Annotated in this window: 23 protein-coding genes; 11 read left to right on the top strand and 12 right to left on the bottom strand. The window is 72.8% G+C overall.

What is annotated here, in order from left to right; all coding sequences use genetic code 11:
* Nucleotides 1-74 precede the first annotated feature (74 nt).
* On the bottom strand, nucleotides 75-1,082 hold the full coding sequence (locus AB0M54_RS36635) for a 1-aminocyclopropane-1-carboxylate deaminase (RefSeq protein ID WP_364476450.1): 1,008 nt from the start codon (nucleotides 1,080-1,082) through the stop codon (nucleotides 75-77).
* A 78-nt stretch (nucleotides 1,083-1,160) separates the two neighbouring features.
* On the opposite strand from AB0M54_RS36635, the gene AB0M54_RS36630 reads away from it, so the two are divergent.
* Nucleotides 1,161-2,306: a thaumatin family protein gene (locus AB0M54_RS36630; protein WP_364476448.1), complete on the top strand. Its 1,146-nt coding sequence runs from the start codon at nucleotides 1,161-1,163 to the stop codon at nucleotides 2,304-2,306.
* On the opposite strand, the gene AB0M54_RS36625 is transcribed toward AB0M54_RS36630, so the two are convergent.
* Complete coding sequence (locus AB0M54_RS36625; protein WP_364332736.1) at nucleotides 2,307-2,696, bottom strand: hypothetical protein; 390 nt, start codon at nucleotides 2,694-2,696, stop codon at nucleotides 2,307-2,309.
* A 183-nt stretch (nucleotides 2,697-2,879) separates the two neighbouring features.
* Between AB0M54_RS36625 and AB0M54_RS36620 the strand changes: the two genes are divergently transcribed.
* From AB0M54_RS36620 to AB0M54_RS36610, 3 genes are all read left to right on the top strand, one after another.
* On the top strand, nucleotides 2,880-3,761 hold the full coding sequence (locus tag AB0M54_RS36620; RefSeq protein ID WP_364476446.1) for a hypothetical protein: 882 nt from the start codon (nucleotides 2,880-2,882) through the stop codon (nucleotides 3,759-3,761).
* Nucleotides 3,762-3,998: 237 nt separating this feature from the next.
* Nucleotides 3,999-6,536 (top strand): hypothetical protein, encoded by a 2,538-nt coding sequence (locus AB0M54_RS36615; protein WP_364476445.1) that lies wholly within the window; start codon nucleotides 3,999-4,001, stop codon nucleotides 6,534-6,536.
* Between the two features lie 86 nt (nucleotides 6,537-6,622).
* Nucleotides 6,623-7,912 (top strand): hypothetical protein, encoded by a 1,290-nt coding sequence (locus tag AB0M54_RS36610; RefSeq protein ID WP_364476443.1) that lies wholly within the window; start codon nucleotides 6,623-6,625, stop codon nucleotides 7,910-7,912.
* Between the two features lie 28 nt (nucleotides 7,913-7,940).
* Here AB0M54_RS36610 and AB0M54_RS36605 read toward each other — a convergent pair whose 3' ends face one another.
* Genes AB0M54_RS36605 through AB0M54_RS36595 form a run of 3 tightly spaced genes read right to left on the bottom strand, consistent with a single transcriptional unit; the run spans nucleotide 7,941 to nucleotide 10,989 of the window.
* Nucleotides 7,941-8,993: a PLP-dependent cysteine synthase family protein gene (locus tag AB0M54_RS36605; RefSeq protein ID WP_364332747.1), complete on the bottom strand. Its 1,053-nt coding sequence runs from the start codon at nucleotides 8,991-8,993 to the stop codon at nucleotides 7,941-7,943.
* Nucleotides 8,990-9,760 carry a DUF364 domain-containing protein gene (locus tag AB0M54_RS36600; RefSeq protein ID WP_364476442.1) on the bottom strand — a complete coding sequence of 257 codons (771 nt, stop codon included), beginning with the start codon at nucleotides 9,758-9,760 and terminating at the stop codon, nucleotides 8,990-8,992. The genes AB0M54_RS36605 and AB0M54_RS36600 overlap by 4 nt, the downstream gene beginning before the upstream one ends.
* Nucleotides 9,757-10,989, bottom strand: coding sequence for an ATP-grasp domain-containing protein (locus AB0M54_RS36595; protein ID WP_364476440.1), 1,233 nt, complete (start codon nucleotides 10,987-10,989; stop codon nucleotides 9,757-9,759). The genes AB0M54_RS36600 and AB0M54_RS36595 overlap by 4 nt, the downstream gene beginning before the upstream one ends.
* 87 nt (nucleotides 10,990-11,076) lie before the next feature.
* Here AB0M54_RS36595 and AB0M54_RS36590 point away from each other — a divergent pair, with 87 nt between their 5' ends.
* Nucleotides 11,077-11,940: a TIGR03620 family F420-dependent LLM class oxidoreductase gene (locus AB0M54_RS36590; RefSeq protein ID WP_364476438.1), complete on the top strand. Its 864-nt coding sequence runs from the start codon at nucleotides 11,077-11,079 to the stop codon at nucleotides 11,938-11,940.
* A gap of 14 nt (nucleotides 11,941-11,954) precedes the next feature.
* Here AB0M54_RS36590 and AB0M54_RS36585 read toward each other — a convergent pair whose 3' ends face one another.
* Nucleotides 11,955-12,101, bottom strand: a complete 147-nt coding sequence (locus AB0M54_RS36585) for a hypothetical protein (RefSeq protein WP_364476436.1) — start codon at nucleotides 12,099-12,101, stop codon at nucleotides 11,955-11,957.
* Nucleotides 12,102-12,208: 107 nt separating this feature from the next.
* Between AB0M54_RS36585 and AB0M54_RS36580 the strand changes: the two genes are divergently transcribed.
* Nucleotides 12,209-12,754: a TetR/AcrR family transcriptional regulator gene (locus tag AB0M54_RS36580; protein WP_364476434.1), complete on the top strand. Its 546-nt coding sequence runs from the start codon at nucleotides 12,209-12,211 to the stop codon at nucleotides 12,752-12,754.
* 16 nt (nucleotides 12,755-12,770) lie between these two features.
* Here the strand turns inward: AB0M54_RS36580 and AB0M54_RS36575 are convergent, their stop codons facing one another.
* Entirely contained in the window at nucleotides 12,771-15,509 is a 2,739-nt protein-coding gene (locus AB0M54_RS36575; RefSeq protein WP_364476432.1) for a BTAD domain-containing putative transcriptional regulator, read from the bottom strand.
* Between the two features lie 54 nt (nucleotides 15,510-15,563).
* Between AB0M54_RS36575 and AB0M54_RS36570 the strand changes: the two genes are divergently transcribed.
* The 5 genes from AB0M54_RS36570 (at nucleotide 15,564) to AB0M54_RS36550 (ending at nucleotide 20,928) form a co-directional block, all read left to right on the top strand.
* A complete protein-coding gene (locus AB0M54_RS36570; protein ID WP_364476430.1) occupies nucleotides 15,564-16,406 on the top strand; it encodes an alpha/beta hydrolase in 843 nt (280 codons plus the stop codon).
* A 110-nt stretch (nucleotides 16,407-16,516) separates the two neighbouring features.
* Nucleotides 16,517-19,051 carry a M64 family metallopeptidase gene (locus tag AB0M54_RS36565; RefSeq protein WP_364476428.1) on the top strand — a complete coding sequence of 845 codons (2,535 nt, stop codon included), beginning with the start codon at nucleotides 16,517-16,519 and terminating at the stop codon, nucleotides 19,049-19,051.
* Nucleotides 19,048-19,464: a hypothetical protein gene (locus AB0M54_RS36560; RefSeq protein ID WP_364476426.1), complete on the top strand. Its 417-nt coding sequence runs from the start codon at nucleotides 19,048-19,050 to the stop codon at nucleotides 19,462-19,464. Before AB0M54_RS36565 ends, AB0M54_RS36560 begins: the two co-directional genes overlap by 4 nt.
* Entirely contained in the window at nucleotides 19,377-19,799 is a 423-nt protein-coding gene (locus tag AB0M54_RS36555; RefSeq protein WP_364476424.1) for a hypothetical protein, read from the top strand. The genes AB0M54_RS36560 and AB0M54_RS36555 overlap by 88 nt, the downstream gene beginning before the upstream one ends.
* A gap of 172 nt (nucleotides 19,800-19,971) precedes the next feature.
* Nucleotides 19,972-20,928: a TIGR03885 family FMN-dependent LLM class oxidoreductase gene (locus AB0M54_RS36550; RefSeq protein WP_364476422.1), complete on the top strand. Its 957-nt coding sequence runs from the start codon at nucleotides 19,972-19,974 to the stop codon at nucleotides 20,926-20,928.
* 101 nt (nucleotides 20,929-21,029) lie between these two features.
* Here AB0M54_RS36550 and AB0M54_RS36545 read toward each other — a convergent pair whose 3' ends face one another.
* From AB0M54_RS36545 to AB0M54_RS36525, 5 genes are read right to left on the bottom strand one after another with little or no spacing between them, the layout of a single operon-like run.
* Complete coding sequence (locus AB0M54_RS36545; protein ID WP_364476420.1) at nucleotides 21,030-21,629, bottom strand: hypothetical protein; 600 nt, start codon at nucleotides 21,627-21,629, stop codon at nucleotides 21,030-21,032.
* On the bottom strand, nucleotides 21,626-22,948 hold the full coding sequence (locus AB0M54_RS36540) for a hypothetical protein (protein WP_364476418.1): 1,323 nt from the start codon (nucleotides 22,946-22,948) through the stop codon (nucleotides 21,626-21,628). Before AB0M54_RS36540 ends, AB0M54_RS36545 begins: the two co-directional genes overlap by 4 nt.
* Nucleotides 22,945-23,745: an ATP-binding cassette domain-containing protein gene (locus AB0M54_RS36535; RefSeq protein ID WP_364332789.1), complete on the bottom strand. Its 801-nt coding sequence runs from the start codon at nucleotides 23,743-23,745 to the stop codon at nucleotides 22,945-22,947. The genes AB0M54_RS36540 and AB0M54_RS36535 overlap by 4 nt, the downstream gene beginning before the upstream one ends.
* A gap of 18 nt (nucleotides 23,746-23,763) precedes the next feature.
* Nucleotides 23,764-24,567, bottom strand: coding sequence for a hypothetical protein (locus AB0M54_RS36530; protein ID WP_364332792.1), 804 nt, complete (start codon nucleotides 24,565-24,567; stop codon nucleotides 23,764-23,766).
* Nucleotides 24,564-25,106: an RNA polymerase sigma factor gene (locus AB0M54_RS36525; RefSeq protein ID WP_364332794.1), complete on the bottom strand. Its 543-nt coding sequence runs from the start codon at nucleotides 25,104-25,106 to the stop codon at nucleotides 24,564-24,566. The genes AB0M54_RS36530 and AB0M54_RS36525 overlap by 4 nt, the downstream gene beginning before the upstream one ends.
* Between the last annotated feature and the right edge of the window lie 28 nt (nucleotides 25,107-25,134).

The raw sequence follows: 25,134 nt of genomic DNA, 5'->3' as shown, positions 1-25,134 counted from the left end.
TCGCCCAGGATCTCCGGCAGGCCCGTCATGCCCTTCTCGTTGATCAACCAGCGCCTATACGCAACACAGGTGGGTCAGGAGAAGACACCGCTGTACGCGTTCAGGGCCGGCTGGCCGCCCAGGTGGGCGTAGAGGACGGTGGAGGACTTGGGGATCTCGCCCTGCTGGATCAGGGAGATCAGGCCGGCCATCGACTTGCCCTCGTACACCGGGTCGATGATCATGCCCTCGAGCCGGCCGGTCAGCCGGATGGCCTCGATCGTGGAGTCGACCGGGATGCCGTAGCGGTCGCCGGCCCAGCCGGGCAGCACGGTGATCTCGTCGTCGCGCAGGTCGCGCCCGAGGCCGATCAGCTCGGCGGTGTTGCGGGCGATGCGCGCCACCTGGTCGGTGGTCTCGGCGAGCTTGGCCGAGGCGTCGATGCCGAGGACGCGACGGGGCCGGTCCTGGCCCGCGAACCCGGCGATCATGCCGGCGTGGGTGCTCCCGGTGACGCTGCAGACCACGATCGTGTCGAAGAAGATGCCCAGCTCACGCTCCTGCTGCTCGACCTCGTAGGCCCAGTTGGCGAAGCCGAGCCCGCCGAGCCGGTGGTCCGAGGCGCCGGCCGGGATGGCGTACGGGACACCGCCCGCCGCGGTCACGTCGTCGAGCGCCTGGCGCCAGCTGTCCTTGAAGCCGATGCCGAAGCCGTCGCGGACCAGGCGTACGTCGGCGCCCATGATCCTGGAGAGCAGGATGTTGCCGACCTTGTCGTTGACCGGGTCGGGCCAGTCGACCCAGCTCTCCTGCACCAGCACCGCCTTGATGCCGGCCTTCGCCGCGACCGCCGCGACCTGCCGGGTGTGGTTGGACTGCACGCCCCCGATGCTGACCAGCGTGTCGGCGCCCTGGGCGAGCGCGTCGGGCAGCAGGTATTCGAGCTTGCGCGTCTTGTTGCCGCCGAAGGCCAGGCCGCTGTTGACGTCTTCACGCTTGGCCCAGACGCGGGCGCCGCCGAGGTGGCCGCTGAGCCGGTCCAGCGGGTGGATCGGGCTGGGGCCGAACAGTAGCGGGTAGCGCGGGAAATCGTCCAGTGACATGCAATATATTGCACGTCGCGTGCCGATCAAAGTCAAGGTGACGCTTCACATATCGGCGTTCATCGATACGCTGTCACCATGCGTGTCGGATTGCTCGCAGCACTCGTCCTCGGGGCCGCCTCGATCATGGGCTTCAGCCTCGCGCCGGAACACACGGTCACCTTCGTCAACGCCAGCGACCAGAAGATCTGGGTCGGCAGCACGGTCAACTCCGACGAGTCGGTCAACTACGCCCACCTCCCGATCCTCGAGCCCGGCCAGACCGGGACGATCACCATCCCGGAGAACAGCAACCCCAACCACTGGCGCGGCAAGTTCTTCGCCCGGACCGGCTGCACGGGCACCCCCGGCAGCACGTTCCACTGCGCGGTCGGCGACTGCGGCACCGCCGAGGACCACTGCGTGCACGGGGAGCAGCCGGCCAGCCTGGCCGAGTTCAACTTCGACCCGGCCGACCCGTGGGGCGCGCCCTGGTACGACGTCAGCTACGTGAACGCGGTCTCGCTACCGATCACGATCACGCCGACCGGGGCGCCGCCGCCCCAGCCCGGCTCGCAGTACTGCGCCACCGCCGGATGCGCCAAACCGATGCTCGACGCGTGCCCGCCGGCGTACCTGACCAGGGATTCGCAAGGCCGTCCGATGGTGTGCACGAACCCGAACCGGGACGCCGTCACCGACTACAGCCAGGCGATCAAGGCGGCGTGCCCGCGCGCGTACAGCTGGTCGAAACACGACACCGAGCCCGGCAACCAGGTGATGTACAACTGCAAGGAGTGCACCGGCTTCACGGTCACGTTCCACAGCAACGCCGGCGGCACCACTCCCCCGCCGGCCGAGCCGACCACGATGATCGTCAGCGACTGGCACGGCAAGTGCGTCGACGTCCCCAACGGCGACTACTCCGACCGGGTCCGCCTGATCGTCTGGGACTGCTGGAACGGCCCCATGCAGCGGTTCACCTTCGCGGCCGACGGCACCATCCACATCGGCGGCAAGTGTGTCGACGTGGCCGGCGGCTCCAGCGCCGACATGACCGCCGTGCAGATCTACACGTGCAACAACAGCGGCGCGCAGCGGTGGGTCCTGTCCGGGGCCGGCGACCTGGTCAATCCGCAGTCGAACAAGTGCGTCGACATCGGCGGCTGGAACGCGTCCAACGGCGCGCCGCTGCAGATCTGGACCTGCAACGGCTTCGCCAACCAGAAGTGGCACCGGGCCTGATCACGGGGCCGGCGGCGGGTCCGATCTCGGTGCGGCCGGCAGTTCCGGTTCCGGGGCGGCCGGCAGCTGCGGTTTCGGACCGGCCGGCAGCTCGTGCGGGCCGTCCGCCACCGGCCCGCTGACGACCGGCTGCACCATCGCCGCGATCCGCGCCAGGTTGATGCTCCACCCCAGGCCGAACGCCGGCGGCCCGACCACGTTCGGGTTCTCCGGATCCCAGGCCGCCCGGCGCAGCTTGTCCACGCTGGGCGTCCGGAAGTCGTACGGAACCCCGGCGATGTCGCCGTGCCAGTCCCGCGTCTCATCGGGCTTGTCCAGTTCCTTCGCGACAGCCGCCCCCGCGAGGGCACCCGCGGCCGCGGCAGCGATCCGAGCCAGCACGCCAATCATCGGTCCAGGCTAGTCCCTCTTCTCAACCCCAGATGGGTACGCCCGACGAGGTCCCAACCGCAGACACCGCCGACCCGTGACACACCGCGACGTAGGCGGGCCTACAGGCCGTGAACGCGACGTTCGCGTGAGGTGATGGCCCAGCACGGCCGGGGTGATCACGATGGCCGTACGCTCACCGCCGTGTTCAACGACCCCTGGGAGATCGTGCCGGGCGAAGGCGCCGGTCCGCTCCGCTTCGGCACCGCCCGCTCGGCCCTGCACGACCGGTTCGGCCCGTCCCAGCCGTTCCGCCGGGCGAACTACTCGGCCGACCTGACCGACACCTACGGCCCGGTCATGCTCACCTGTGACCCGGCCGACGGCCTCTACCTGATCGAGATCAACCTCCCGTCGCTGGCGACCTTCCGCGGCGTGCGCCTGGCGGGCCCGGTGACCGAGGTGGTCGAGGCCCTGCGAGCCATCGGCGTCGAACCGGCCCAGTTCGAGGAGGGCAGCTGGTCCTTCGCCGACGACACCGTCGCCATGACCACGACCTGGGACGAGGACGACGACCAGGTGATCGAGATCGTCACCGTCGTCGCGCCCGGCCGGTCCGGCGACGAGATCATCTGGACCGACGGCGGCGCGACCACCGACCCGGTGACATCCCATGCGGTCACCCCCGGCCGAGGCATCGGCCTGGTCACCCTGGGCGACCACCGCTCCGACGTCCGCCGGCGCCTGCACTCCGGCATGACCACCGCGCCCCCGGCGGCCTCGACCGCATCGCGGGAGGACCTCTTCTGGGACGACGGCCTCGTCGTGCGCTACTCACCGGACGATCGGGCCGAGCGCATCGTCATCGTGCGCGCCGACCAGGTCACCTTCGCCGGCGTCACGCTGATGCCGGGCCAGTTCGACGAGACCCGCCAGGCCCTGATCGAGGCCGGCCACCCGATCACCGACCGGGAACTGGCCCTGGGGATCGACCACACCGGCATCGAGCTGTGGCTGGCCAACACCCAGACCACCCACCGACTTCCCGTCTGCTCGGTGGTCATCTCCGCCCCTGACGCGCCCTAGCCGGCGGCCCGCCGCGTGACGAGGCCGGACCCCGAGGAGGGTGGCCGGCGCCGGGAACGACACGGCGGACGAGCGGTCGCCGCGGTGACCAGTTCCGTCACCCGCCCGGCCGGCCGGTGCCGGAAGGTGACCATGGACCGTCAGGTAGCCGACACCCGATCGTGCAGGTCGCCGTGCACCATGGGGTGCCCGTGGGGACGGTTCCCCGGAACGCCGGCGGCCGGAAGGATGCGACGAGTGAAGGTCTCGGGTTTACCAAGCCGATCCGGCGGCGCCACGTCACGCCCATCGGCGCCCGCGAGGAACGGGCCGGCCCATCAGCTGCTGCGGCTCCAGCGTGCGGCCGGCAACCAGGCGGTCGCCGGGCTGGTCCAGCGCGCGCCCGGTGACAAGCCCAACTTCAAACAGGACGACGTCCACCTCAAGGACGAGGGTGTCGTCCGCCGCCGCGTGACCGGCCTCAAGTACGGGCTGAAGGGCGGCTGGCAGGGCAAGTACGGCGACGGGAAGGACGACAAGAGCTTCGAGGCGGAGAAGACGGCACAGAAGCCCGAGCACTCGGCGGTCGTGATCTTCCCGGAGAAGCTCGGCGGCGGACCGGTCCAGGTGATCCTGCACTTCCACGGCTACGGCTTCCGGAACGGCGATCCGTACGCCGGCTTCGCCACCTCCAAGGCCGGCAAGACCCGCGACTACCACCAGGAGCACTGGGAGCAGCAGACCGGGCAGGTCGGCAAGGAACGGGCCGCGGCCAACACCGGCGTCGCGGCCGACAAGGCTCAGCCGTCGATCGTCACGATCCTCGCGCAGGGCCGCGGCAAGTCCGACTTCGGTGAGGTGCCGACCTTCGACTACATCGCCGACGTGCTCAGCAAGGTGCCGGAGCTCAGCGGCGTCAAGCAGTACTCGCTGATCCAGACCGGCCACAGTGGCGGTGGCGGCGCACTGCGCAAGGCCGTGCACGGCGGTCAGGCCGCGACGGCCGACCGGGGCAAGCTGCCGGCGGCGAAGGCGGGCCAGGCGGCGCCCCAGCCGGCCGACATGATCGTGATGCTCGACGCGATCGCGATGCTCGACGTCACGAAGAAGGGCAAGGACGACAAGAGCTACAAGATTCTCGGCATCGCGTCATGGGCGCTGGCCCACATCGCCCGGTTGAACACCGAGATCCGGGCGGCCCTGAAGGCGGGCCGGCCGGCCGACGCGCAGGCGGCCATCCTGGCCACCCCGAAGCTGCGGGCGTACTACGTGCCCAAGAGCGACCGCGGCTCGTACGCCGCGGCGCACACCACGGCGGCCGGGTTGATCAGCAAGGCCATCGCCGAGATTCCCGAGCCGTACGCCACGCAGTCGGCCGAGGTGACCGTGTCGGACCTGTTCCGGATCGTGCCGGTGGCCGGCACCGTCCACGAGTCCCTGATCAGCAAGGGCACCAAGGGCAAGGAGGAGGACGGCGCGATCGCCGACGCCTTGCGCGCCTCGCTCGACCCGAGGATCGACCGGCCCGCCGCGCCCGCGGCCACCGGGAGTAAGGCGCAGCCGGCGATTCCGACCACCACCCCGGCTCCGGCGACGAAGGGACCGGCCCCGGCACCCGCTCCGGCGACGAAAGCACCGGCGCCCGCTCCGACGGCGGCCGGCGCGCCGGCCACGGTGGAGAAGGGGAAGACGGCGACCGCGGCGACCCCCAAGGGGTGGAAGGCGGCCGGGGCCGCCGGTGACTACAAGGTCACACAGGCCCACCTGGACACCATCGCCGCGCAGACCCCGGAGGAGCGGAAGGCGGACGTCAAGACCTGGGACGAGGGCCAGAAGCGGCTGGCCGAGCTGGTCAAGGCCGAGAAGGCGGCCAAGCGGAAGAAGGGTGAGCTCTCCGAGGCGGACGCCAAGGAGATGGCCGATCTGAAGGAGTCGCTGCCGAAGGTCGGCGCCCGGATGAAGCCGGCCCAGCGGGCGCTGAGGCACCAGGACGTCGAGCTGATCCTCAAGGCGGCCGGCCACACCGTCGACGGCTGGTACGGCGACGTCCGGTCGGGCAAGTTCCTCAACGTCAAGGTGCGCGTCCACAAGCACATGGCCGAGGCCCTGCAGCGCGCCGAGGACACCCTGGTGGCCGACACCACGGCGAACCCGGACAAGCTCGACCCGGTCGCCCTGGGCAAGAAGCTGGGCATGGCCGACCACGCCAGCGACATGCGCGTGCCGAAGGCGGCGGTCGGCGGTACGAGCATCAGCATGCACACCTTCGGCCTGGCGGTCGACCTGAACTACGCCGGCAACCCGTACCTGGGCAACGCCGACAAGAAGGTCGGCCGGGCCGTCATCAAGCGGGCGAGCGGCCTGGTCGGCAACGCGCCGGTGGACATCCTCACCAGCCTCGGGAGCGCCAAGCAGTCGTTCGACAAGCTGACCGCCGCCTCGAGCGCGCTGGTCACGTACCTCTCCTTCCGGAAGGACGAGAACCGGGAGGCGCTCCGCGCGGCGATCGCGGGGCACACCGCGGCCAAGGGCGAGCCGACCGACGAGGCCGGCTGGGTGAAGCAGATCGAGAAGGATCACACGGCGATCACGAAGAGCGCCGATTTCAAGGGCCACACCTCGCCGGAGAAGGGCTTCATGGACTTCCAGGAGTCGGTGGTGATGGCTCTGGCCGGCGCCGGGCTGTACTGGGGCGGCGAGTACGCCGGCACCAAGGACCTGATGCACTTCGACCTCCGCACGGGCGAGGGCGCCAAGATCCACGACGCTCGGACCGCTCACAAGGCGAGCCAGTAGTGGAGCGCCGGCCCTGGTTCGAGCCGCTCCTCCCACAGGCCGGGGCCGACCGCCCGGTTGAGCGCCGTGACCACGAGCATCCGCTGATGCGGCTCCAGCGGCTCGGCGGGAACGCGGCCGTCACGCGCATGGTGCAGCGCAAGCCGCTGGACGAGAAGGATGACCCGGGGAGATACACCTCCGACGCCGGCCACACCTTCGACGCCGAGGGGCTGATCCGGCGGGAGGTGCACGGTCTCAAGTACGGCGTGAAGGGTGGCTTCGCGGGCTCGTACCCGACGAAGAACCATCCCGAGGGTGAGGACAGCTCCGAGAAGTCGATGACCAAGGAGAGCCCCGATCGCATGGCGGTCGTCATCATGCCGTCGGCGAAGCTCGCCGAGGGCACGCCGGTGCAGGTGGTGCTGCATTTCCACGGGTGGGGGTTCCGGGGCGGCACCGACCCGTACGCCGGGTATCTGGTCGCCACGGGACGTTCGTCGGTCGCCAGGAAGGGAAGCGTCCGGGACGTCGACCAGGAGCACTGGGAACAGCAGATGGGCGCGGTCGGCAAGGAACGCGCGGCCCGGACGCCCAAGGAACCGGTGGTCGTGGCCGTGCTGGCGCAGGGCCGGGGCACGTCCGACTTCGGCGACCTGCCGACCTTCGACTACCTCAAGGACGTGTTCAGCAAGGTGCCGGAGCTGAGCGGGGTGACGAACTACTCGCTCATCCAGACCGGCCACAGCGGCGGCGGGTACGACGTCGCCGGCAATCTCGGCCGGGGTGAGGCGAAGACGGCGGACCCCAAGGCGACGCCGACGCCGGCCGACATGGTGGTCATGTTCGACGCCGAGGCGATCGGAAAGGTCACCGAGTGGGCCATCGGTCACGTGAACACCCTGGCCAAGTTGATCGTGGACACGACACCGAAGCCGGCCGACAAGCCGAAGGCCGGGGACGCGCAGCAGCCCGGCGACGCTCAGAAGGCGGCCGACGCGCTGAAGGCGGAGGCGGAGGCGGCCGAGGCTCAGCGGCAGGTGGTGAAGGCGGCGATCGCGGCCACCCCGAAGTTCCGGGCCTACTTCGCGAAGGGCCAGAGTTACGACAGCGCCTACCGGGCCGCTGACAAGGCCCTGACCAAGGCGATCAACAGGGTTCCGGCGCCGTGGGGCTGGTTCCCGTCGCCCGACGTGGTGGTGGCCGACCTGTTCCGGTTCATCGAGGTCGCCGGCGTCACCCACGAGTTCGTGATCAGCAAGGGCCAGAACGAGGACGCCGCCGCGCAGAAGGACGGCGCGCTCGCCGACGCCCTGCGGGCCGAGACCGACCCGACCATTGACCGTGCCAAGGGGCTCGGGCAGCCACCGGCCGCGCCCGCCAGAAAGAAGAAGTAGGGAGGGCGTACGCACTTCGAGCCCGACCTCAGGCCGAGATGCGCCGGGCCGGCGCCGGGTTGATGATCGTCCGGCAACGGCTCCACCGGGTCACCTCGACCGCCCGCGGGTGCGGGATCTCCACCGGATGCCCGCGGGCCGGTCCGAGCAGCCCGTTGGCCGTGCACCAGTCGTCGTCGAAGATCGTGTCGAGGTAGCGGTGCGGCCCGTCCGGGAAGACGGTCACCACCCGGGCGCCGGGCCGGGTACGGGCGATCCACGCCGAGACCAGGGCCACCGCGCCGGTGCTCCAGCCGCCGGTGACGAAGGCCGACCGGGCCAGCCGCCGGCACCCGTCCACCGCCTCGGCCGGGCCGACCCAGTGCACCTCGTCGAACGCCGGATAGTCGACGTTCGACGGGTAGACGCTGCTGCCCAGCCCGCGCATCAGCCGGGAGCGGGCCGGCTGTCCGAAGATCGTCGAGCCGACCGTGTCCACGCCGACCAGCCGCAACCGCGGCCAGTGCCGGCGCAGCGCCCGGGCCAGGCCGCCGCTGTGGCCGCCGGTGCCGACGCTGCACACCAGCACGTCCACCTCGTCCAGCTGGGCGGCCACCTCGTCGGCGAGCCCGGCGTACCCGATCAGGTTGTCGGGGTTGTGGTATTGATCGGGCCAGTAGGCGCCGGGCAGGGTGGCCAGCACGTCGGCCAGCCGGTCGCGCCGCGCCTGCTGCCAGCCGCCGGTCGGGTGTGGCCGGTCGACGATCTCGAGCCGGGCGCCGTAGGCCCGCAGCAGCGCCCGCATCGACGGCTCCAGCTCGCGGTCGACGACCAGCACCACCGGGTGGCCGAGGGCCTGCCCGGCGAAGGCCAGCCCGACACCGAGCGTGCCACTGGTCGACTCGACGACCGGGGCCCCGGCGACCAATGAGCGACGTGAGCGCGCGCCGGTCAGCATGGCCACCGCCGCCCGCGCCTTCATGCCGCCGGGCGCGGCGCATTCCACCTTGGCCCAGAAGCCCGGGTGCGGGTGCGGCAGCGGGGCGTCGACGAACACGATCGGGGTGTTGCCGACCAGGTTCAGCAGCTGCGGGGCGGTCACGTGCTCAGCCCGTACCGGAAGATCGTGGTGGGTCCGCCGTCGAGCCAGAAGAACGGGTAGGGCTCGGCGCTGACCGCGGACAGGCCGGCGCCGAGGAAGCGGGGCAGGACGGCGCTGCCGGTCTGGGCGAACGCCACGAACGGTTTGCCGGTGGTGGCGGCATGCGCGAGCAGCGGTTCGAAGGTGCCGTTGCCGAGCGTCATCCCCGAGGCCAGGATCGCGTCGCAGCGGCCGAGCAGCGCGGTGGCGTCGGGGAGGAACGGCTCGCCCCACTCGGTCTCCCCGCCGGCGTGGTCACAGGGCAGGTAGTCCTGGCCGCGCTGCCGAAGCTGCTCCAGGAGCGAGTTGACCACCCCCACGACCAGGACCGTGCGGGTACGCGGAAGCAGGTCGACGACGGCCGCGGCGCGTCGCCGGGACTTCTCCAGCGAGGTGCCCCGTTCGATGGTCATCGCGCCTTCGGCGTGCGGCCGGGTGTCCATCAGCGCGGCGTCGAGGGCCGCCACCCGGACCGCCCGGTTCTCGTGTGACAGGAGCTTCTTCACGGGTACGCCGACGCAGTCGTAGGCGATGTCGTCGTCGAGCTCGCCCGGCTCGATCGCGCAGGAGCCGACCGCGGCGCCGACGCGCAGGCTGAGCACGTGGTTCCGGTAGGCGCGGCCGCGTCCGGCGTGCCGCGCGCCCTGCCGGGTGACGAAGGCGACGCTGACCCGCTGGTCCACCGGGGAGTCCCGTACCTCGTCGATGAGTGAGTCGAGGGTGGTCACGCGTAGGTCACCTCGGCCCGCGCGGCGAGGGCGTCGGCGGTCGCCCGTGCGGCTCCGGGCCGCTCGTCGACCGTCATGACGTACCCCAGGTAGTCGTTGTTGCTGCTCGCGTCGCCGGCGCGGTGACCAGGCCCGCGGAGGGTGGAGTCGACGATCCGCTCGTCGTCCGGCCACGGCGTGATCGCCTCGACCGTCCCGGCCCGGGGCGGCAGCACGAACGCGATGGCGGCGCTGCCGACGCCGGTGTCCGTGCGGGTCAGGTCGGGGGTCTCGCCGATGGCCAGCTGGGCGTACACCATCGGCAGGTCGATGCCGGTGACCCGGCGGACCAGCTCGGTGATCTGGTTGCCGGCCGGGCGCGGGTTCACCTCGACCACCTTCGGGCCGGCCGGGGTCAGCCGCAGCTCGGTGTGGGCGACGCCGCGGTCCAGGCCGACCGCCTCCAGGGCGGCGATCGCGGTCTTCTCGGCGTCCGCGGCGTCCAGCGCGGCCGGGAACATGTGTCCGGTCTCGACGAAGCCGGTCGTACCGCCGAGGCTCTTGTCGGTGACACCGATGACGTGGGTCGTGCCGTCCACCGTGACCGTCTCGACGCTGACCTCGGGGCCGGTCATCAGCTCCTCGATCAGCAGCGTGGGCACCCGGGGCTGCCGCCGCGCGTTCACCGGGAAGGACGCCACCGCGTCGAAGGCGGCCCGCAGCCCGGCCCGGTCGGCCACCTGCCGGACGTACAGCCCGGCGCACAGGTCGACCGGCTTGAGGACCAGCGGGAAGCCGATCCGCTCGGCCGCCCGGAGCACCTCGGTCCAGCCCTCGGCCAGGGCGAACCCGGGCTGCGGCAGGCCGGCCCGGTCGAGCGCGGCGCGGGACAGATCCTTCCGGTACGCCGTACGCATCGCCCCCGGATCCGGACCCGGCAGCCCCAGCCGGCCGGCCAGCAGCGCGACCGTCTCGAGGTAGTAGTCGCACGACGTGAGCACCCCGTCGAACGGGATCGCCTCGTGCAGCCGCTCCACGTGCGCCAGCAGCGCCGGGACGTCGTTGGTCTCGGCGGTGAGCAGGTTGCGGGCCGCGAGCAGCGGGTGCCCGCCGCCGGCCGGCGCGTCCCGCAGGTAGTGGTGCAGGTCCCGGGTGAGGAACGAGAACCCGTGCCCCGCCTCGAGAATCGCACCGGGCAGCAGGCGGCTCATCGCACCGACCCAGCTCTCCACGAGCAACACATGCGCCATCTTCCGGAACCCCTTCGTTCGCTTCCGGAGATGGTAACCGTTTCCATTAAGGTGGATGCACGCCGGGCCGGTCGTAAAGTTCGAGGTATGGCACAACGACTCGTCAGCGTCTGGCAACCGTTCCTCAACTCCGGGGAGAACTCCGCCGCGGCCCTCGACGCCGCGCTCGAGCTGGAAGAGCTCGGCTACGCCCGGCTGTGGTTCTCGGCCGGGTTCGGGGAGAATGTTCCGCGACGGTTCCGGGACCTCCTCGACGGGACCAAGCGCATCGGCGTGGCCCCGGGGATCGTGTCGATCTGGCACTCGTCGCCGGCCGAGGTGGCGGCGTTCACCGCGGACGCGGAACGCGATCACCCGGGCCGGTTCCTGCTCGGGCTCGGCGCCAGCCACGCTCCGCTGGTCGAGGAGAAGGGCATCGACTACCGCAAGCCGTACTCGAAGATGGTGTCGTACCTCGACGCCCTCGATGACGCCGGGCTCCCCCGCTCGCAGCGCGTTCTGGCCGCCCTCGGCCCCCGCATGCTGGAGCTGTCCCGCGACCGGTCGGCCGGCGCGCACCCCTACTTCACGCCGGTCGAGCACACCGCCGAGGCCCGCGCCGCCCTCGGCGCCGATCGGCTGCTCGCGCCCGAGGTCGCGGTGGTCGTCGACCCGGACGCCGGCTCGGCCCGGGCCACCGCCCGGCAGTACACGGCCGGCTACCTCGCGCTGCCGAACTACACCAACAATCTGCGCCGGTTCGGCTGGACCGACGACGATCTCGCCGGTGGCGGCAGCGATCGCCTGGTCGACGCGCTCATCCCGTGGGGCACGCCCGAGCAGGTCGCGGCCGGCGTCGAGAAGCACTTCGAGGCGGGCGCCGACGAGGTGGCGATCCAGGTGCTCAACGGCGGCAATGCCGGCGCGTTCCCGGCGGACGCGTTCCGTACCCTCGCCGCGATCTTGATCTGATCGTCAGCCCAGGGTCAGGAGCAGGTCACGGACGGCGGCGGGCCGGGACAGGAAGGGATGGTGGCCCGGTCGCAGCTCGGCAGGGCCGGGGACACGCTGACGATCCCCCGCTCCGACAGCAGCGCCGCGGTGCGGTGCCACCACCACGACCCGTTCCTCACACACGCCCCATGAACGAACACGACCCTCATCGCTGCCTCCACGCCTGCCTCCGACCACGTTCTGATCAACGGTAGACGTAGTGATCGTTACGTGAAAAAGTACGGCGATGGGACGGCGGCCACGGCCGGAGATCAAGGAGCGGCTGCTCGACGCGTGCACCGACCACGCGCTGGCGCACGGCCTGCCCGACCGGCTCGAACCTCTGGCCCGCTCCACCGGGACCTCGGCCCGCATGCTGATCTATCACTTCGGCACCCGCGACGCCCTGCTGCGGGCGGTGCTCGGGCACGCGCGGCAACGGCAGCTCGACGCCTTCGGCGCGCTCCTGCGCGCACGGCCCGGCGAGCGGTACACGACCACGCTGAGCAACGCCTGGGCCTCGATGACCGGGCCGGACGGGCAGCCCTTCCTGCGGATGTTCGGCCGGCTGCGGGAGAGCTCGGTCGACCCCCTGTGGCCCGAGTTCCGCCGGGCCGCGACCACCGACTGGCTCGGGCCGCTGGCCGACGGGCTGCGCGGCATCGGCCGGCCGGAACTGGCGACCCTGGTGCTCGCCGTCATCCGCGGCCTGCTCCTGGACCTCGACGCCACCGGCGACACGGCCCGCACCGATCAGGCGTTCCGGCAGTTCCTCGGCACCCTCGACCGCTGACCTCGGTTCGCCGACGTCAGGTCGCCAGGGCGTTCAGCACGTCGGCGATCGGGCCCAGGTCGACCAGCGCGCTGCCGGCGGCCCGTTCCCCGGCCGCGGGGGCCAGTCGCGCGGCCAGCGACGCCATCGCCGCCCGATCACCCCGGGCGATGGCCTCCCGCGCCTGGAAGCAGAGCCGCGCCTCCAGCATCGCGTCGGCGGTCGCCGGCCGGTCGAGCCGGGTGTCCACCCCGGGCATCTCGACGTGCATGGCCCCGGCCCCGCCCGCGCGCATCTTGCCGTAGCCCGCGGTGAACACGTCGACCAGCGGGATGCGGTACTCCCCGGCCAGCGCGGCGGCGGCCTCGGCGTGCGCGTCCGCCGACGCGAAGTCGCCCAGCGCCGACCGCGCCTGCATCAGCAGCAGGTGGCCGAGCACGCGATAGGTCACCAGCCCGTGCCGGTCGGCCAGCTCCAGCAGCTCGGCGGCGATCGCGGCCCGCTCGGACGCCAGCCCGGCCCGGTGGTAGGTCTGCAGGTAGAGGGCGTTCAACCCGTAGGCCAGCAGCGCCGGATCGGTCAACCCCCGCGCGAGCGCCACCGCCGAGAGCGCCGCCTCCCGCGCGCGCGGGCCGCCGGTGTTGCGCAGCTCCATCGCGATCGTGGCCAGCAGCCGGCTCCGGTCACGGTCGGATCGCGGCGATCCCAGTGCGGCGGTCGCGGCCGACGCGACCCGCTCGGCCAGCCCGGGATCGTCGTTCGCGGCCCAGTTCGCCGGCACGTCGAACGCGCAGATCACCCGGGTCGTCAGCGCCGCGTCGCCGGCCGCCAGCCCGATCGCCGCGCCGCGCTGCCGCCGGGCCTCCGCCAGTTCCCCGGTCACCGCGAGCGCCCGGGCCAACCCCATGATCAATTCCGCTCGGGTACGCACGGAAGCACCATCACCGTGCCGCAGCGCGATCCGCCACCACCGCACGGCCTCATGCGGCTCGAAGCGCACCTCGGCCCGTTCCGCCGCGACCCGTGCCGCCTCGGTGGCGCCGGCGCCGCCGGCCAGGTCCAGATGATGGGCCAGCGCGACCACATCATCGGGCCGCACCCGCCGGATCGCCGCGGCCACCTCCGCGTGCCACGCCGCCCGGCGTGTCCGGGACAGTCCGCCATAGACCGCGTCCCGGACCAGCGCGTGCGCGAACCGGAACCGCCCCGGCCCGACCTCGGCGACGAACCCCCGCGCGACGGCGTCCTCGACCTGGTCGAGGGACGCGGCGGGCAGAAGATCGAGAGCGATGTCGATGCCGAGGACGGACGCGAAGCGGATCACGTCGCGGGTGGGGGCGGGCAGCTGGGCGAGTCGGTGGCGGATCACGTCGCGGACGTTGGGCGGGACGGCGTCCGGATCGGTGTCGGCCAGGCGGGCCAGTTCACGTACGTAGAAAGGGTTTCCGCCGGAACGCTCGTGGATCAGACGGGCCGTGGCGGCGGGCAGGTCGCGGGCCGGCGTCGACCGGAGCAGGGCGCGGGTGTCGGGCCGGGACAGGCCGGTCAGCGTCAGCCTCAGCGGGGAGGCCTGGGCCAGGCGGCTCAGCAGGGCGTCCGGCGGGTCGGTCGAGCGGTAGGTCGCCACCAGCAGGATCGGCGCGGCCAGCGGCGGGTCGACCAGGTGCTCGATCAGGGCGGTCGTCCCGGGGTCGGCGGCGTGCAGGTCTTCGACCACGACCAGCAGGGGCGCCACCCGGGCCAGGCCGGCCAGGTGCCCGGACACGGCTCGGCGCCAGCGGACCTGGGCGGTTGCCGGGTCGCCGGACGGGGCGGGGACACCCAGTTCGGACGGGTTGCGGTACCAGAGGGTGCGACGGCCGTGGGCGAAGGCGGCCACCAGCGCCGTCTTGCCGATGCCGGGCTCGCCGCTGACCAGGGCCAGGTTCAGGCGGTTGCCGGTGGCGGCGGCGGAGGAGAGGGCGGCGAGTTCCGCGGAGCGGCCGATCAGGGCCGGAGACCCGGGAGCGACGGACAGGCCGGGGGCCTGGCGGAGGATGTCGACCTCCAGCTCGCGCAGCGCGGGGCCGGGGTCGACGCCGAGCGACTCCGCGAGCATCGTGCGGGCCGATCGGAGGGCGGCCAACGCGTCGGCCTGGCGGCCGCTGCGGTAGAGCGCCAGCGCCAGCAACCGGCGCGACTCCTCGCCCAGCGGGTGCTGCTTGACCAGCGCCTCCAGCGGCGGGACGGCCTCGGCGGCCCGGCCCCGGGCCAGCAGCGCGGACGCGCGGCGGTGCTGGGCCAGCAGCCACAGCTCGTCCAGCCGGTCGATCTCGGCGCGGGCCCACGGCTGGTCGGCGACGTCGGCGTAGGCCGGACCGCGCCACAGGGCCAGCGCCGCCTCCGTGGTGTCTGGCTCCGGAAGGGCGCCCGGACCCGGCGGGGCGCCCGGATCCGGAGGGGCGAGCACGGCGGCCTCGAAGCGCCAGGCGTCGACCGCGTCGGCCGGGAGGCGCAGGGCGTAGCCGGGACCTTCGGTGATCAGCAGGCGGGGTGGCGTACGCGGCGGACGGCCCGGCTCGATCGCCTTGCGCAACGCGCCGACGAAGGTCTGCACCGCGCCCGCCGCGCGCTCCGGCGGGTCGGGCCACAGGTCGGCGATCAGGGTGGTGGCCGGCACCACCCGGCCGCGGGCGATCAGCAGCCGGGCCAGCACCGCCCGATGGCGCGGCCCCTTGAGGTCGACCGGCCCATCCTCGTCGATCGCCAGCAACGGACCGAGCACCCCGAACCGCACCCGCCCACGGTAGCGCTGATCATCTGCTGATCGGGCCGCGGCAGGCTGGGCCGCATGCAGATTCCCGGCTTCGACTACCAGCGCGTTCCCGTCGACGGCGACGTGGCCCTCAATGTGGCGGTCGGCGGCGACGGCCCGCCGATCGTGCTGCTGCACGGCTTCCCGCAGACCCACCTGATGTGGCGGAAGGTGGCCGCCGACCTGGCCGCCGATCACACCGTGATCTGCCCTGACCTGCGCGGATACGGCGCCAGCGACAAGCCGGCCGAGGGGTATTCGAAGCGGCGCATGGCGGCCGACATCATCACCCTGGCACGGGCCCTGGGTCACGATCGGTTCGAGCTGGCCGGCCACGACCGCGGCGCCCTGGTCGCCTTCCGGGCCGGCCTGGACCACCCGGCGGCGATCACCCGCCTGACCCTGCTCGACATCGTCCCGACCCTGGACATGTGGGACGTCCTGCACGGCGTACGCGCGGCGATCGGTTTTCATCTCTTCCTCATGGCCCAGCCGCCCGGCCTGCCCGAGACGATGATCGGCGCGGCCCCGGACGCCTTCTTCGGTCACTTCCTGGACGTCTGGGCCAAGAGCCCGTTCCCGGCCGACGTCCGGGCCGAGTACCTGGCCGCCTCCTCGGCGGCGGTGCCGTCGATCGTGGCCGACTACCGGGCCTCGGCGACCACCGACATCGAGGACGACGCCGCCGACCGGGCCGCCGGGCGCACCCTGACCATGCCGGTCACCGTGCTCCAGCAGGACTGGGGCGCGCAGCTCGGCTACGACGCGACGGCCGTCTGGCGTCCGTGGGCCCCGCGGCTGGACCACCGGCTGGTGACCTGTGGCCACTTCATGGCCGAGGAGGCGCCGGACGAGGTGATCAAGGCGATCAGGTCGTGAGCGCGGCGCGGGATCCGGCCCGATGACCTACCGGTGAAGTGCGCGGGCACCCCGATTTCCGACATTCGCCGGAAGACCGCGGTCCGGGCACTGTGGAAGCGTCTGCGGTCGTGAGAAGACTCCTGCTCGCCGCGTTCGTCACCCTGGGCCTGCTGGCCACGCCGTCGATCGCGTACGCCGCGGCCGACCCCCTCCCCGACCCCAAGGTCACGCCGATCCAGGTGACCGGCCCGGCCGCCGAGCGCCTCAACCTGGTCATCCTCGGCGACGGCTACCAGGCCGACCAGCAGTCCCTGTTCCGGGCCGACGTCGACCGGAACCTGGCCGTCATGTGGGCGACCGAGCCGTTCCGCAGCTATCGGGACTACATCAACGTGTACGCGGTGGAGCTCGCCTCGATCGACTACGGCGTGCGCTGCGACCCGGACGGCCGGGTGCGCAGCCCGGACGGCACGATCCGGGACACCGGCGAGCGCGAGGGCCCGATCGACGCCAAGGACACCGCGCTTCGGATGATCTTCCAGAACGGGTGCGCCGACCCGCTCGCCCGCGGCGTGGTCTACGGCGACGCGCCGGTCGGCTGTCAGACCCACCCCGGCCCGGCCCCGTGCGAGACCGGCAACCAGGCCCTCAACCGGATCCTGGACACCTACGTCACGCCGGCCCTGGGCATCCCCCGCGGCGCGCAGAACCTGCAGAGCCTCGCGATCTTCAACTCCTTCACGTACGGCGGGATCGGCGGCACCAGCGCGACCACCTCGGGCGGCTCGCCGCAGGGCCCGCTGATCTCCCTGCACGAGATCGGGCACTCGCTGGGCACCCTGGCCGACGAGTACCCGTACAGCTCCCGGGACGTCGTGCGGCCCTGCTACACCGGCGCCGAGCCGAGCAGCTTCCACCACACCGTCTACACCGACCAGCAGAAGATGATCGCCGACCGGCACAAGTGGTTCCGCTGGCTGGGCGAGGAGAGCCTGTCCGGCGGGCGGATCGGGCTGCACGAGGGCGGCGGGACCTACCCGTGCGGGCAACGCCGCCCCAGCGAGCACTCGATGATGCGCTGGCTCGGCTTCGACTGGGACCAGATCGGGCGGGAGAACATGGTCGCCCGGATCACCGGCCTGCGGAACGCCGGGCAGATGGTGGTCCGCAGCACCCCGGCTGAATCAGTACCCCGCGACGGTGTGCTCTGGGCCGAGGCGGGCCGGCCGCGCGACCATGGGCTGTCCTTCACCTGGCGGGCCGGCGACCGGGTGATCGGCGCCGACCAGAACCTCGACCTCGCGGCCCTCGACCTGCCGGTCGGCACGGCCGTCGAGGTGGAGGTACGCGACCCGGTCGGCCCGGACGGGACGGACTGGGTCCGTAACCCGTCGACCAACAACGCCGCCGCCGACTCGGGCTTCAACGGGCCTCGGTTCGTGCAGAAGCGCTCCTTCGTCCTCAGCGCGGAGAGCGCGACCCGTTCCCAACCGGCCGCCGAGATCACCGCGTCGACCCAGACGGCCCAGCCGGTGGCCCGGGACGAGGTCGTGTTCGTGGAGACCAACCACCCGGCCGACCGGATCGTCCGGGTGTCGTGGGCGCTCGACGGCCGTCCGGTGGCCAACCCGGCCAACCGCCGTACCCTCGACCTGGGCGGGAAGCGCCTCTCGACGGGCAACCACACGCTCACCGCGACCGTCACCGACCGGGGCGTCACCGACAGCGTGTCCTGGACGATCGACAACACCATGCCGACCGCCCCGCGCCGGCTGTCGGCGCCGCTGACCACGCTCCGCGGCGCGGTCGAGCATCCGGTGTATTTCGACGGCTGGGACATGTGGCTCGAGCCGGCCGACGACCAGGCCGGACGGTACGTGGTGAGCCAGTTCCGGCTGGACGGCGACGGCTGGTTCAACTACTTCGGCTTCCCCGAGCGGCCGATGCCCGCGTCACCGTTCCACTTCAGCCACTCCGGCACCGTGGTCAAGGCGCTGACCTACGGCAACCTCGGCACCGGCGGCCTGTCCAAGGCGGCGTTCGAGCAGGAGCTGCCGGACGACCACCCGTCGGGCGGGTTCGTTCCCGGCTTCGGCACGCACACCGTCGAGCACCGGGCGATCGACCCGGCCGGCAACGTCGGCCCGGCCGGCTCGTACCGGGCGACCGTGCTCCCCGGCGCCTCCCCCGCCTGCACCACCACGCTGACCGGCCGGCAGCCGACGGTCGTGGTGGCCACCGGCGTCACCTGCCTCACCGGCGCCACGGTCCGCGGCGCGGTGACCGTCAAGCCCGGCGCCTCCCTGGTCGTCCGGGACAGCCGCATCACCGGCGCGGTCAACGCCGCCGGGGCGCGGGCCGTGCAGATCTTCGGCGCCACGGTGGTCGGCGCGACCCGGCTCACCGGCACCACCCGGGACGTGACGATCGCCGGCAGCACCTTCAAGGGCGCGCTGACCCTGCGCGACAACACCCAGGTGACGGCCAATGAGCGCTACTCCCGGCTGGCCGGCGCCTACGGGCCGATCCTGGCCGGCTCCCGCGTCACCGGCACACTGACCTGCACCGGGAGCAACGCGGCGGTGGCCGACTTCGGGGCCGCCAACCAGGTGCTGGGTGCGGGCATCGGCGACTGTGGAGAGCCGCTGCAGTCCCGCCCGTGATCGACCAGCCTCACCACTGCCCGCACTGCGCCACACCACTGTCCACAGCGGAATTCGCGGAACCGTGGTGTGGCGGGTGCGAGTGGAACCTCGCCCGGATGCCCGTCGCCGAGAACGTCGGCTGGGTACTGCGCCGCATGCTGCGCTGGGACGGCGAGGCCGGCTTCCGGGCCGACCGCGCCCTGGTGCGGTCGGGCGACCTCGAGGCCGGGCGGCCGCACGGGTTCCGGGTGCTGGTGGCGATCTCGGCCGTGTTGCTGGCTGGCAGCTGGTTGCCGGTTCGATCTCGCTGCTCCGGTACGCGACCCATCTCGCGGTCACCGCCGTGGACGCCCGCGACTCCCGCCGCGCCGAGCTGCGCGCCGACGGCATGGCCGTGCGGGCCGCCGGCACCACCGCGGCTCTCGACCTGACCGACACCCTGGCCCTGCTGCCCGGGCTGACCACGTACGTGCAACATCACGTCCCGGCCGACGACCCCGGCTCGCACTGGCGGCGCATGCTCGCCACCGTCCGCGCACGGGAGCTGCCCACCGCCGCGAAACTCCGCCAGCTCTCCCACCGCACGGAGGCGTCCCTGCTGGCCAGCCACCCGGCGCCCGGCCGCCGCCACGACTGGCTCTCCCGCCAGCCCCGGGAGTACCCGCGCGTCACCCTGGACGAGGCCGAGACCGAACAGATCAACCTCGAGCTGCGCCCGTACGGCCGGGAACTGCGCAACCGCCTCGAGAACCAGCACCCGATCTGACCGCTCCGGGCCCGCCCCCGGGCCCGCCGCCCCCTTGGGCCCGGCCCCGCCGCCTCTGGCCCGCCGCCTCCTGGGCCCGCCGCCTCCTGGGCCCGGGCCCGCCGCCCCCGGGCCCGGGCACTCGATCTGGCGCCCAGGTTAGGCCTGCCCCTCGACCGGGGTATGAGGGGGCATGACCGAGTTCGGCCTGCACTGCTCCCATGAACAGATTCCACCCGGCGACCTGCTCGAGGCGGTGATAGCCGCGGAACGCGCCGGTTTCGACGCGGCCATGTGCTCCGACCACTTCTCGCCCTGGAGTGAACGCCAGGGCGAGTCGGCGTTCGCCTGGTCGTGGCTGGGCGCCGCGCTCCAGGCCACCAACCTGTCCTTCGGCGTGGTGAACGCACCCGGCCAGCGCTACCACCCCGCGATCATCGCCCAGGCCATCGGCACCCTGGCCAGCATGTATCCGGGCCGCTTCTGGGCCGCCCTGGGCACCGGCGAGTACAGCAACGAGCACATCACCGGCGAGGCGTGGCCGCGCAAGGAGGTCCGCAACGCCCGCCTGCGCGAGAGCGTCGACGTGATCCGTGACCTGCTGAACGGCGAGGAGGTGTCCCGCGACGGCCTGGTCAAGGTCGACCGGGCCCGCCTCTGGACCAGACCGGCCGAGGCGCCGCCGTTGATCGGCGCCGCGGTCAGCACGGCCACCGCCCGCTGGTGCGCCGAGTGGGCCGACGGCCTGGTCACGGTCAACGCCCCCGACGACCACCTGCGCGAGATGATCGCCGCCTACCGCGACGCCGGCGGCCGGGGCCCGGTCTGCCTGCAGGTGCACCTGAGCTGGGCGCCGACCCAGCAGGAGGCCGAGTCGATCGCCCACGACCAGTGGCGCGGCAACATCTTCCCGCCGCCCATCTGCTGGGACCTGGCCACCGCCGAGGAGTTCGACATCGTCGCCGACCAGGTCACCGTCGACCAGGTCGCGAAGGTCGTCAACATCTCGGCCGACCTGGAACAGCACACGGCCTGGCTGCGCAACTACATCGACCTGGGCTTCGACCGCCTCTACCTGCACCACGTGGGCCAGGACCTGCGCCCGTTCATCGAGACCTTCGGCGCCAAGGTCCTCCCGGCGCTCCGCTGACCCCATGGAGCGCGTGCTCTACGTGTTCGTCGCCCTCGTGGGCCTGGCCGCCGCCATCCTGAACCGCCGGGCGGCGGCCCGGGCTTACCCAGCCATGGCGTTCAGGCCTGGGTGGCGGCGGCGCGGCGGGCCGGGCCGTAGGCCGTGAAGGCGATCAGGCCGGCCAGGGCGAGCACCGCCGCGGTGATGGCGGCCGGGCGGCTGCCGGGCGGCTGGTGCTGCCAGGTGGCCACGACGGCCGGCAGCGGGGACGGCTGCGGGAAGATGGCCACGCCCAGGGTCCAGATCAGCGGCAGGAACCACGATCGGGCCGGGCCGACGAGCGCCGCGCCCAGGGCGATCAGCCCGAGCACACCGGCCGCGTCGCGGAGCACGAAGAGCGGCGGGCCGAACCGGGCGCCCGTGGCCAGCGTGGCCAGCACGAGGGCCACGGTCACGCCCAGCGCGAGGATCAGATGGGTGGCCCGGCGCCGGGGCCACCGGACGGCGGCGGTGCGCTCGAGTTCGTCGTCGGGCCCGTTCAGCGTGTGGGCGAAGCAGGCGGCCGCGATCAGCACGGTCAGGATGACGACCGTCGAGTTGGCGTCGCGGTCGTCGGAGGCGAGCTGCCAGATCCCCCACATCAGGGCGGTGCCGCCCGCGGCCACGACCAGCGCCAGAGGCACTCGCCGCGACCGCAGGTACAGCGTCAGGAACCTCACGGCGCCTTCACCGGGCCGAGCGTGATCGTCTGCTTGCAGGTGACCACGGCCTCGCGCAGGGCCGTCACCCGGGCCAGGGCCTCCCGTTCCGGCAGCTTCCGCAGGTCGTTCCAGAGCGCGATGGCTTCCTGGTTGGTCTCCGGCGACTCCTCGGGCTCGGCCACCGGCTCGACCCCGGACAGCCACGACCCGGCCGCCCGCGCGACCTCGTCCGGGGCGCCGCCGTGCTCGCAGCCGAGCCCGTCGGCGCCGGCCGCGTCGAGCATCCGGGGCACCACCAGGCCGGGCCAGGCGAGATGACCCTCGCGGTCGACGGTGATCGGGATCGTCACGATCTCGGGCCCGTGCGTCGGTCGCGGGGCGTCCTTCTCGAAGTACGTGACCGTCTTCTCCTCGGCCGCGGTCGGCGCGCCGGGGACCTTGGCCAGCAGCGCGAGCGCCTGACGAGCCTTCGGCACGACCTCGGGCAGCAGCCCCTCGTGCACCCGGCTCACGCACACCCGCGGCAGGTCCGGGGCGCACACCAGCTCCTGGGCGACCCGGTCGGTGGCGGGATAGACGTAGTCGTCGCCGTGCGGCATGACCACCACGCCCAGACCGAGCCCGAGCAACGCGGGCAGCAGCGCGGTCAGGCGGGCCCGCGGGCTCCCGGCCGCCAGCAGCACGACCGCGGCCACCGCGAGCCCGGCCAGGAAGACGGCCTGTCCGGCGCTGACCCGGCCGGAGATCGTCTGGAAGTCGTGGAACGAACCCATGTCGGCCATCGGCGAGATCAGCGCGCCGAGCCACTCCTCCAGCGCGAACGGCAGGAAGGCCAGGTAGGCCAGCGCGCCGACGCCGAGCAGCGGCGCGGTCACCGGCGACGGCAGCAGCCGGCCGACCGCCATGCCGAGCCAGGCGGCCGCGATGACCGACAGCACGCCGACCGCGGCCACCGCGAAGGCGGCCGCCGGCAGGTAGCGGGCGGTGTCCCAGATCCACGGCGCGGCGACCGCGATCATCAGCAGGTAGCCGGCCACGACCGAGATGCCCACGGCGCCGAGCGTCGGCACGACCCGCTGGAAGCGCGGCCGGGCCGTGCTGGCGAACAGCTCGTCGACCTTGGACCGGTGCTCGCGGCGGGCCTGGTAGGCCCCGGCGCTGATCGCGAGCGGCCACAGCAGCACGAGATATTCGCGCTGGACCATCATCAGTTCCATCCAGCTCGACGACCAGCGCTGGGGCGCCGCGTACAGCATGATCGCGCCGACCACCACCACCATGACGATGGTGGCGATCCCGAACGAGCGGCGCAGTTCGATACGCAGGATGCGGCTCATCGGGCGACCTCCCCACGGTGCCGGCGCAGCAGGGACGAGTAGCCACGCTCGGCCGGGCTGTCCCCGGCCCCGCCGTGGTCGCCGTAGGCCACCAGTTCGTCGGGCGTGCCCTGGAAGACCAGCCGCCCCTCGTTGATCAGGACCACGTCGCTGCACGCCACCGCCACGTCTTCGACCAGATGGGTGGAGACCAGCACGCAGCTGTTCACCCCCAGGTCGCGGATCAGCTCACGGAAGTCGAGCCGCTGTTCCGGGTCGAGGCCGACGGTCGGCTCGTCGAGCAGCAGGACCTCGGGGTCGTTCACGATCGCCTGGGCGATGCCGGCCCGGCGCTGCATGCCACCGGACAATGTCTTCATCCGCGCGTTCGCCTTGCCCGACAGCCCGACCCGGTCGATGGCTCGTTGCACCGCCCCGGGTATCGCGGCTTTCGGCATCTCTTTGAGCCAGGCCATGTATTCGATGAACTCACGCACCGTGAAGCGCGGGTAGAACCCGAACTGCTGGGGCAGGTAGCCGATCCCCCGGCGCACCCGGCGCAGGTCGGTGTGGCCGTCGGCGGCCTGGCCGAGCAGCGTCAGCCGCCCGCCGGCCGGTTTCACCACGGTGGCCAGCGCCCGCATCAGCGTGGTCTTGCCGGCGCCGTTCGGGCCGAGGAGCCCGTGCACGCCCGTGCCCAGGGCCAGGTCGAGCCCGTCGACGGCGAGGTGCCGCCCGGCGCGTACCCGGAGCTCCTCGGCGTGGACAGCCCAGGCGTACCCGGTCGGGGCCGTCTCGGCCGCACTCACCGCGCGCATCATCGATCCTCCAGTGATTCAGTCGGTGCTGGACAGGCGCCGGAAACTGTCGGCGCGAGTGAGGGCGAAACCCGCCGTGGCGACGGTGACGAGCACCCAGACGCCGAGGCTGGACGGGCGCAGCAGGACCGGCAGGTCTTCGGTGATCAGGCTGGGGGTGAGCACGGCGAGCACCCAGGCCCCGGCCAGCCCGATCGCGGCCCGGCGGACACCGACGAGGGCGCCCAGCGCCATCGTGGCGGCGGTGAAGGCCAGGCACGGCACCAGCGTGAGCGCCAGCGACGTCCCGGCCCGGAGACCCACCAGGGCGAGCAGCGGAACGACCAGAGCCAGCACGCCGAGCGTCCGCCGCAACAGCATGGACAGCCCCGCGGCCGGGGTTCCGGCGACCAGTTCCCACGCCGGGTCGCGCCGCCGGCTCCAGGACGCCGCCACCGCGGGCAGCGGCGCCACCGGCGCGACCAGGAGCACCAGCGACGGAAGGGCGGGCAGAGCCGACTCGAGAGTCAGCGCGGTGAGCAGCAGCCCGGCCGTCATCGACAGCCAGGGCAGCAGCGACCACACCACCCAGCGCCGGCGCACGGCCGACCAGCTGTGGGGCCGACGGACCGGCGGCGGGCCGGTCGCGATCTCACGGTCGACCCCGGCGGCCACCCGGTCGAGCAGGGTCTGGGTGCCGGCGGGCGCACCGCCCGCCACCCGTGCCCGGCACTCCGGGCAACTCTCCAGGTGGACCTCGACCGACCAGAGCGTGGCCTCGTCGATCGCGGTGTCGCCCTCGGCGTAGCGGGCGATCACCGCCGGCTCGGGGTGCTGGGTCATGACAGCGCCTCCCGCATCGCGATCCGGGCCCGGCGGGCGCGGGTCTTGACCGTGCCTTCCGGGACGTTGAGCAGCAGCGCGGTGTCACGCACCGACAGCCCGTCGAGGACCATGGCCCGCAGCACCTCACGCAGCTCGGGCGGCAGCTCGAGCAGCGCCCGCTCCATCTCGTGACCGACCCGGCCGGCCAGCACCTCGTCCTCGGCGGCGGGCGCGGTCGTCTCGGTCATCGGCACCGGCGGGACCTGCGCCTGCCGGGCGCGCCGGCGGAACGCGTCGATCAGCCGGTTGGCCGCGATGGACCACAGCCACCCCACGGCGCTGCCCTCGGCCGCCTGCCCGGCGAAACTGCCGGCCGCCCGCCACACCGCCAGGTAGGTCTCCTGGAGCACGTCGGCGACCACGTCTTCGTCGGCGCACCGCCGGCGAAGACGCACGGCGAGCCACGGCGACGTGCGCCGGTAGAACTCGTCGAACGCCTGCCGGTCGCCCGCCGCGGTGCGGCGGACCAGCTCGGCTTCGTCCAGGCTTCCTCTCACATCAGGCAAGACGATCGAGAGCGCGCGA

Source organism: Actinoplanes sp. NPDC051470 (genome assembly GCF_040682035.1).
GTDB lineage: Bacteria > Actinomycetota > Actinomycetes > Mycobacteriales > Micromonosporaceae > Actinoplanes.
This window is presented reverse-complemented; position numbering and strand designations above follow the sequence as displayed.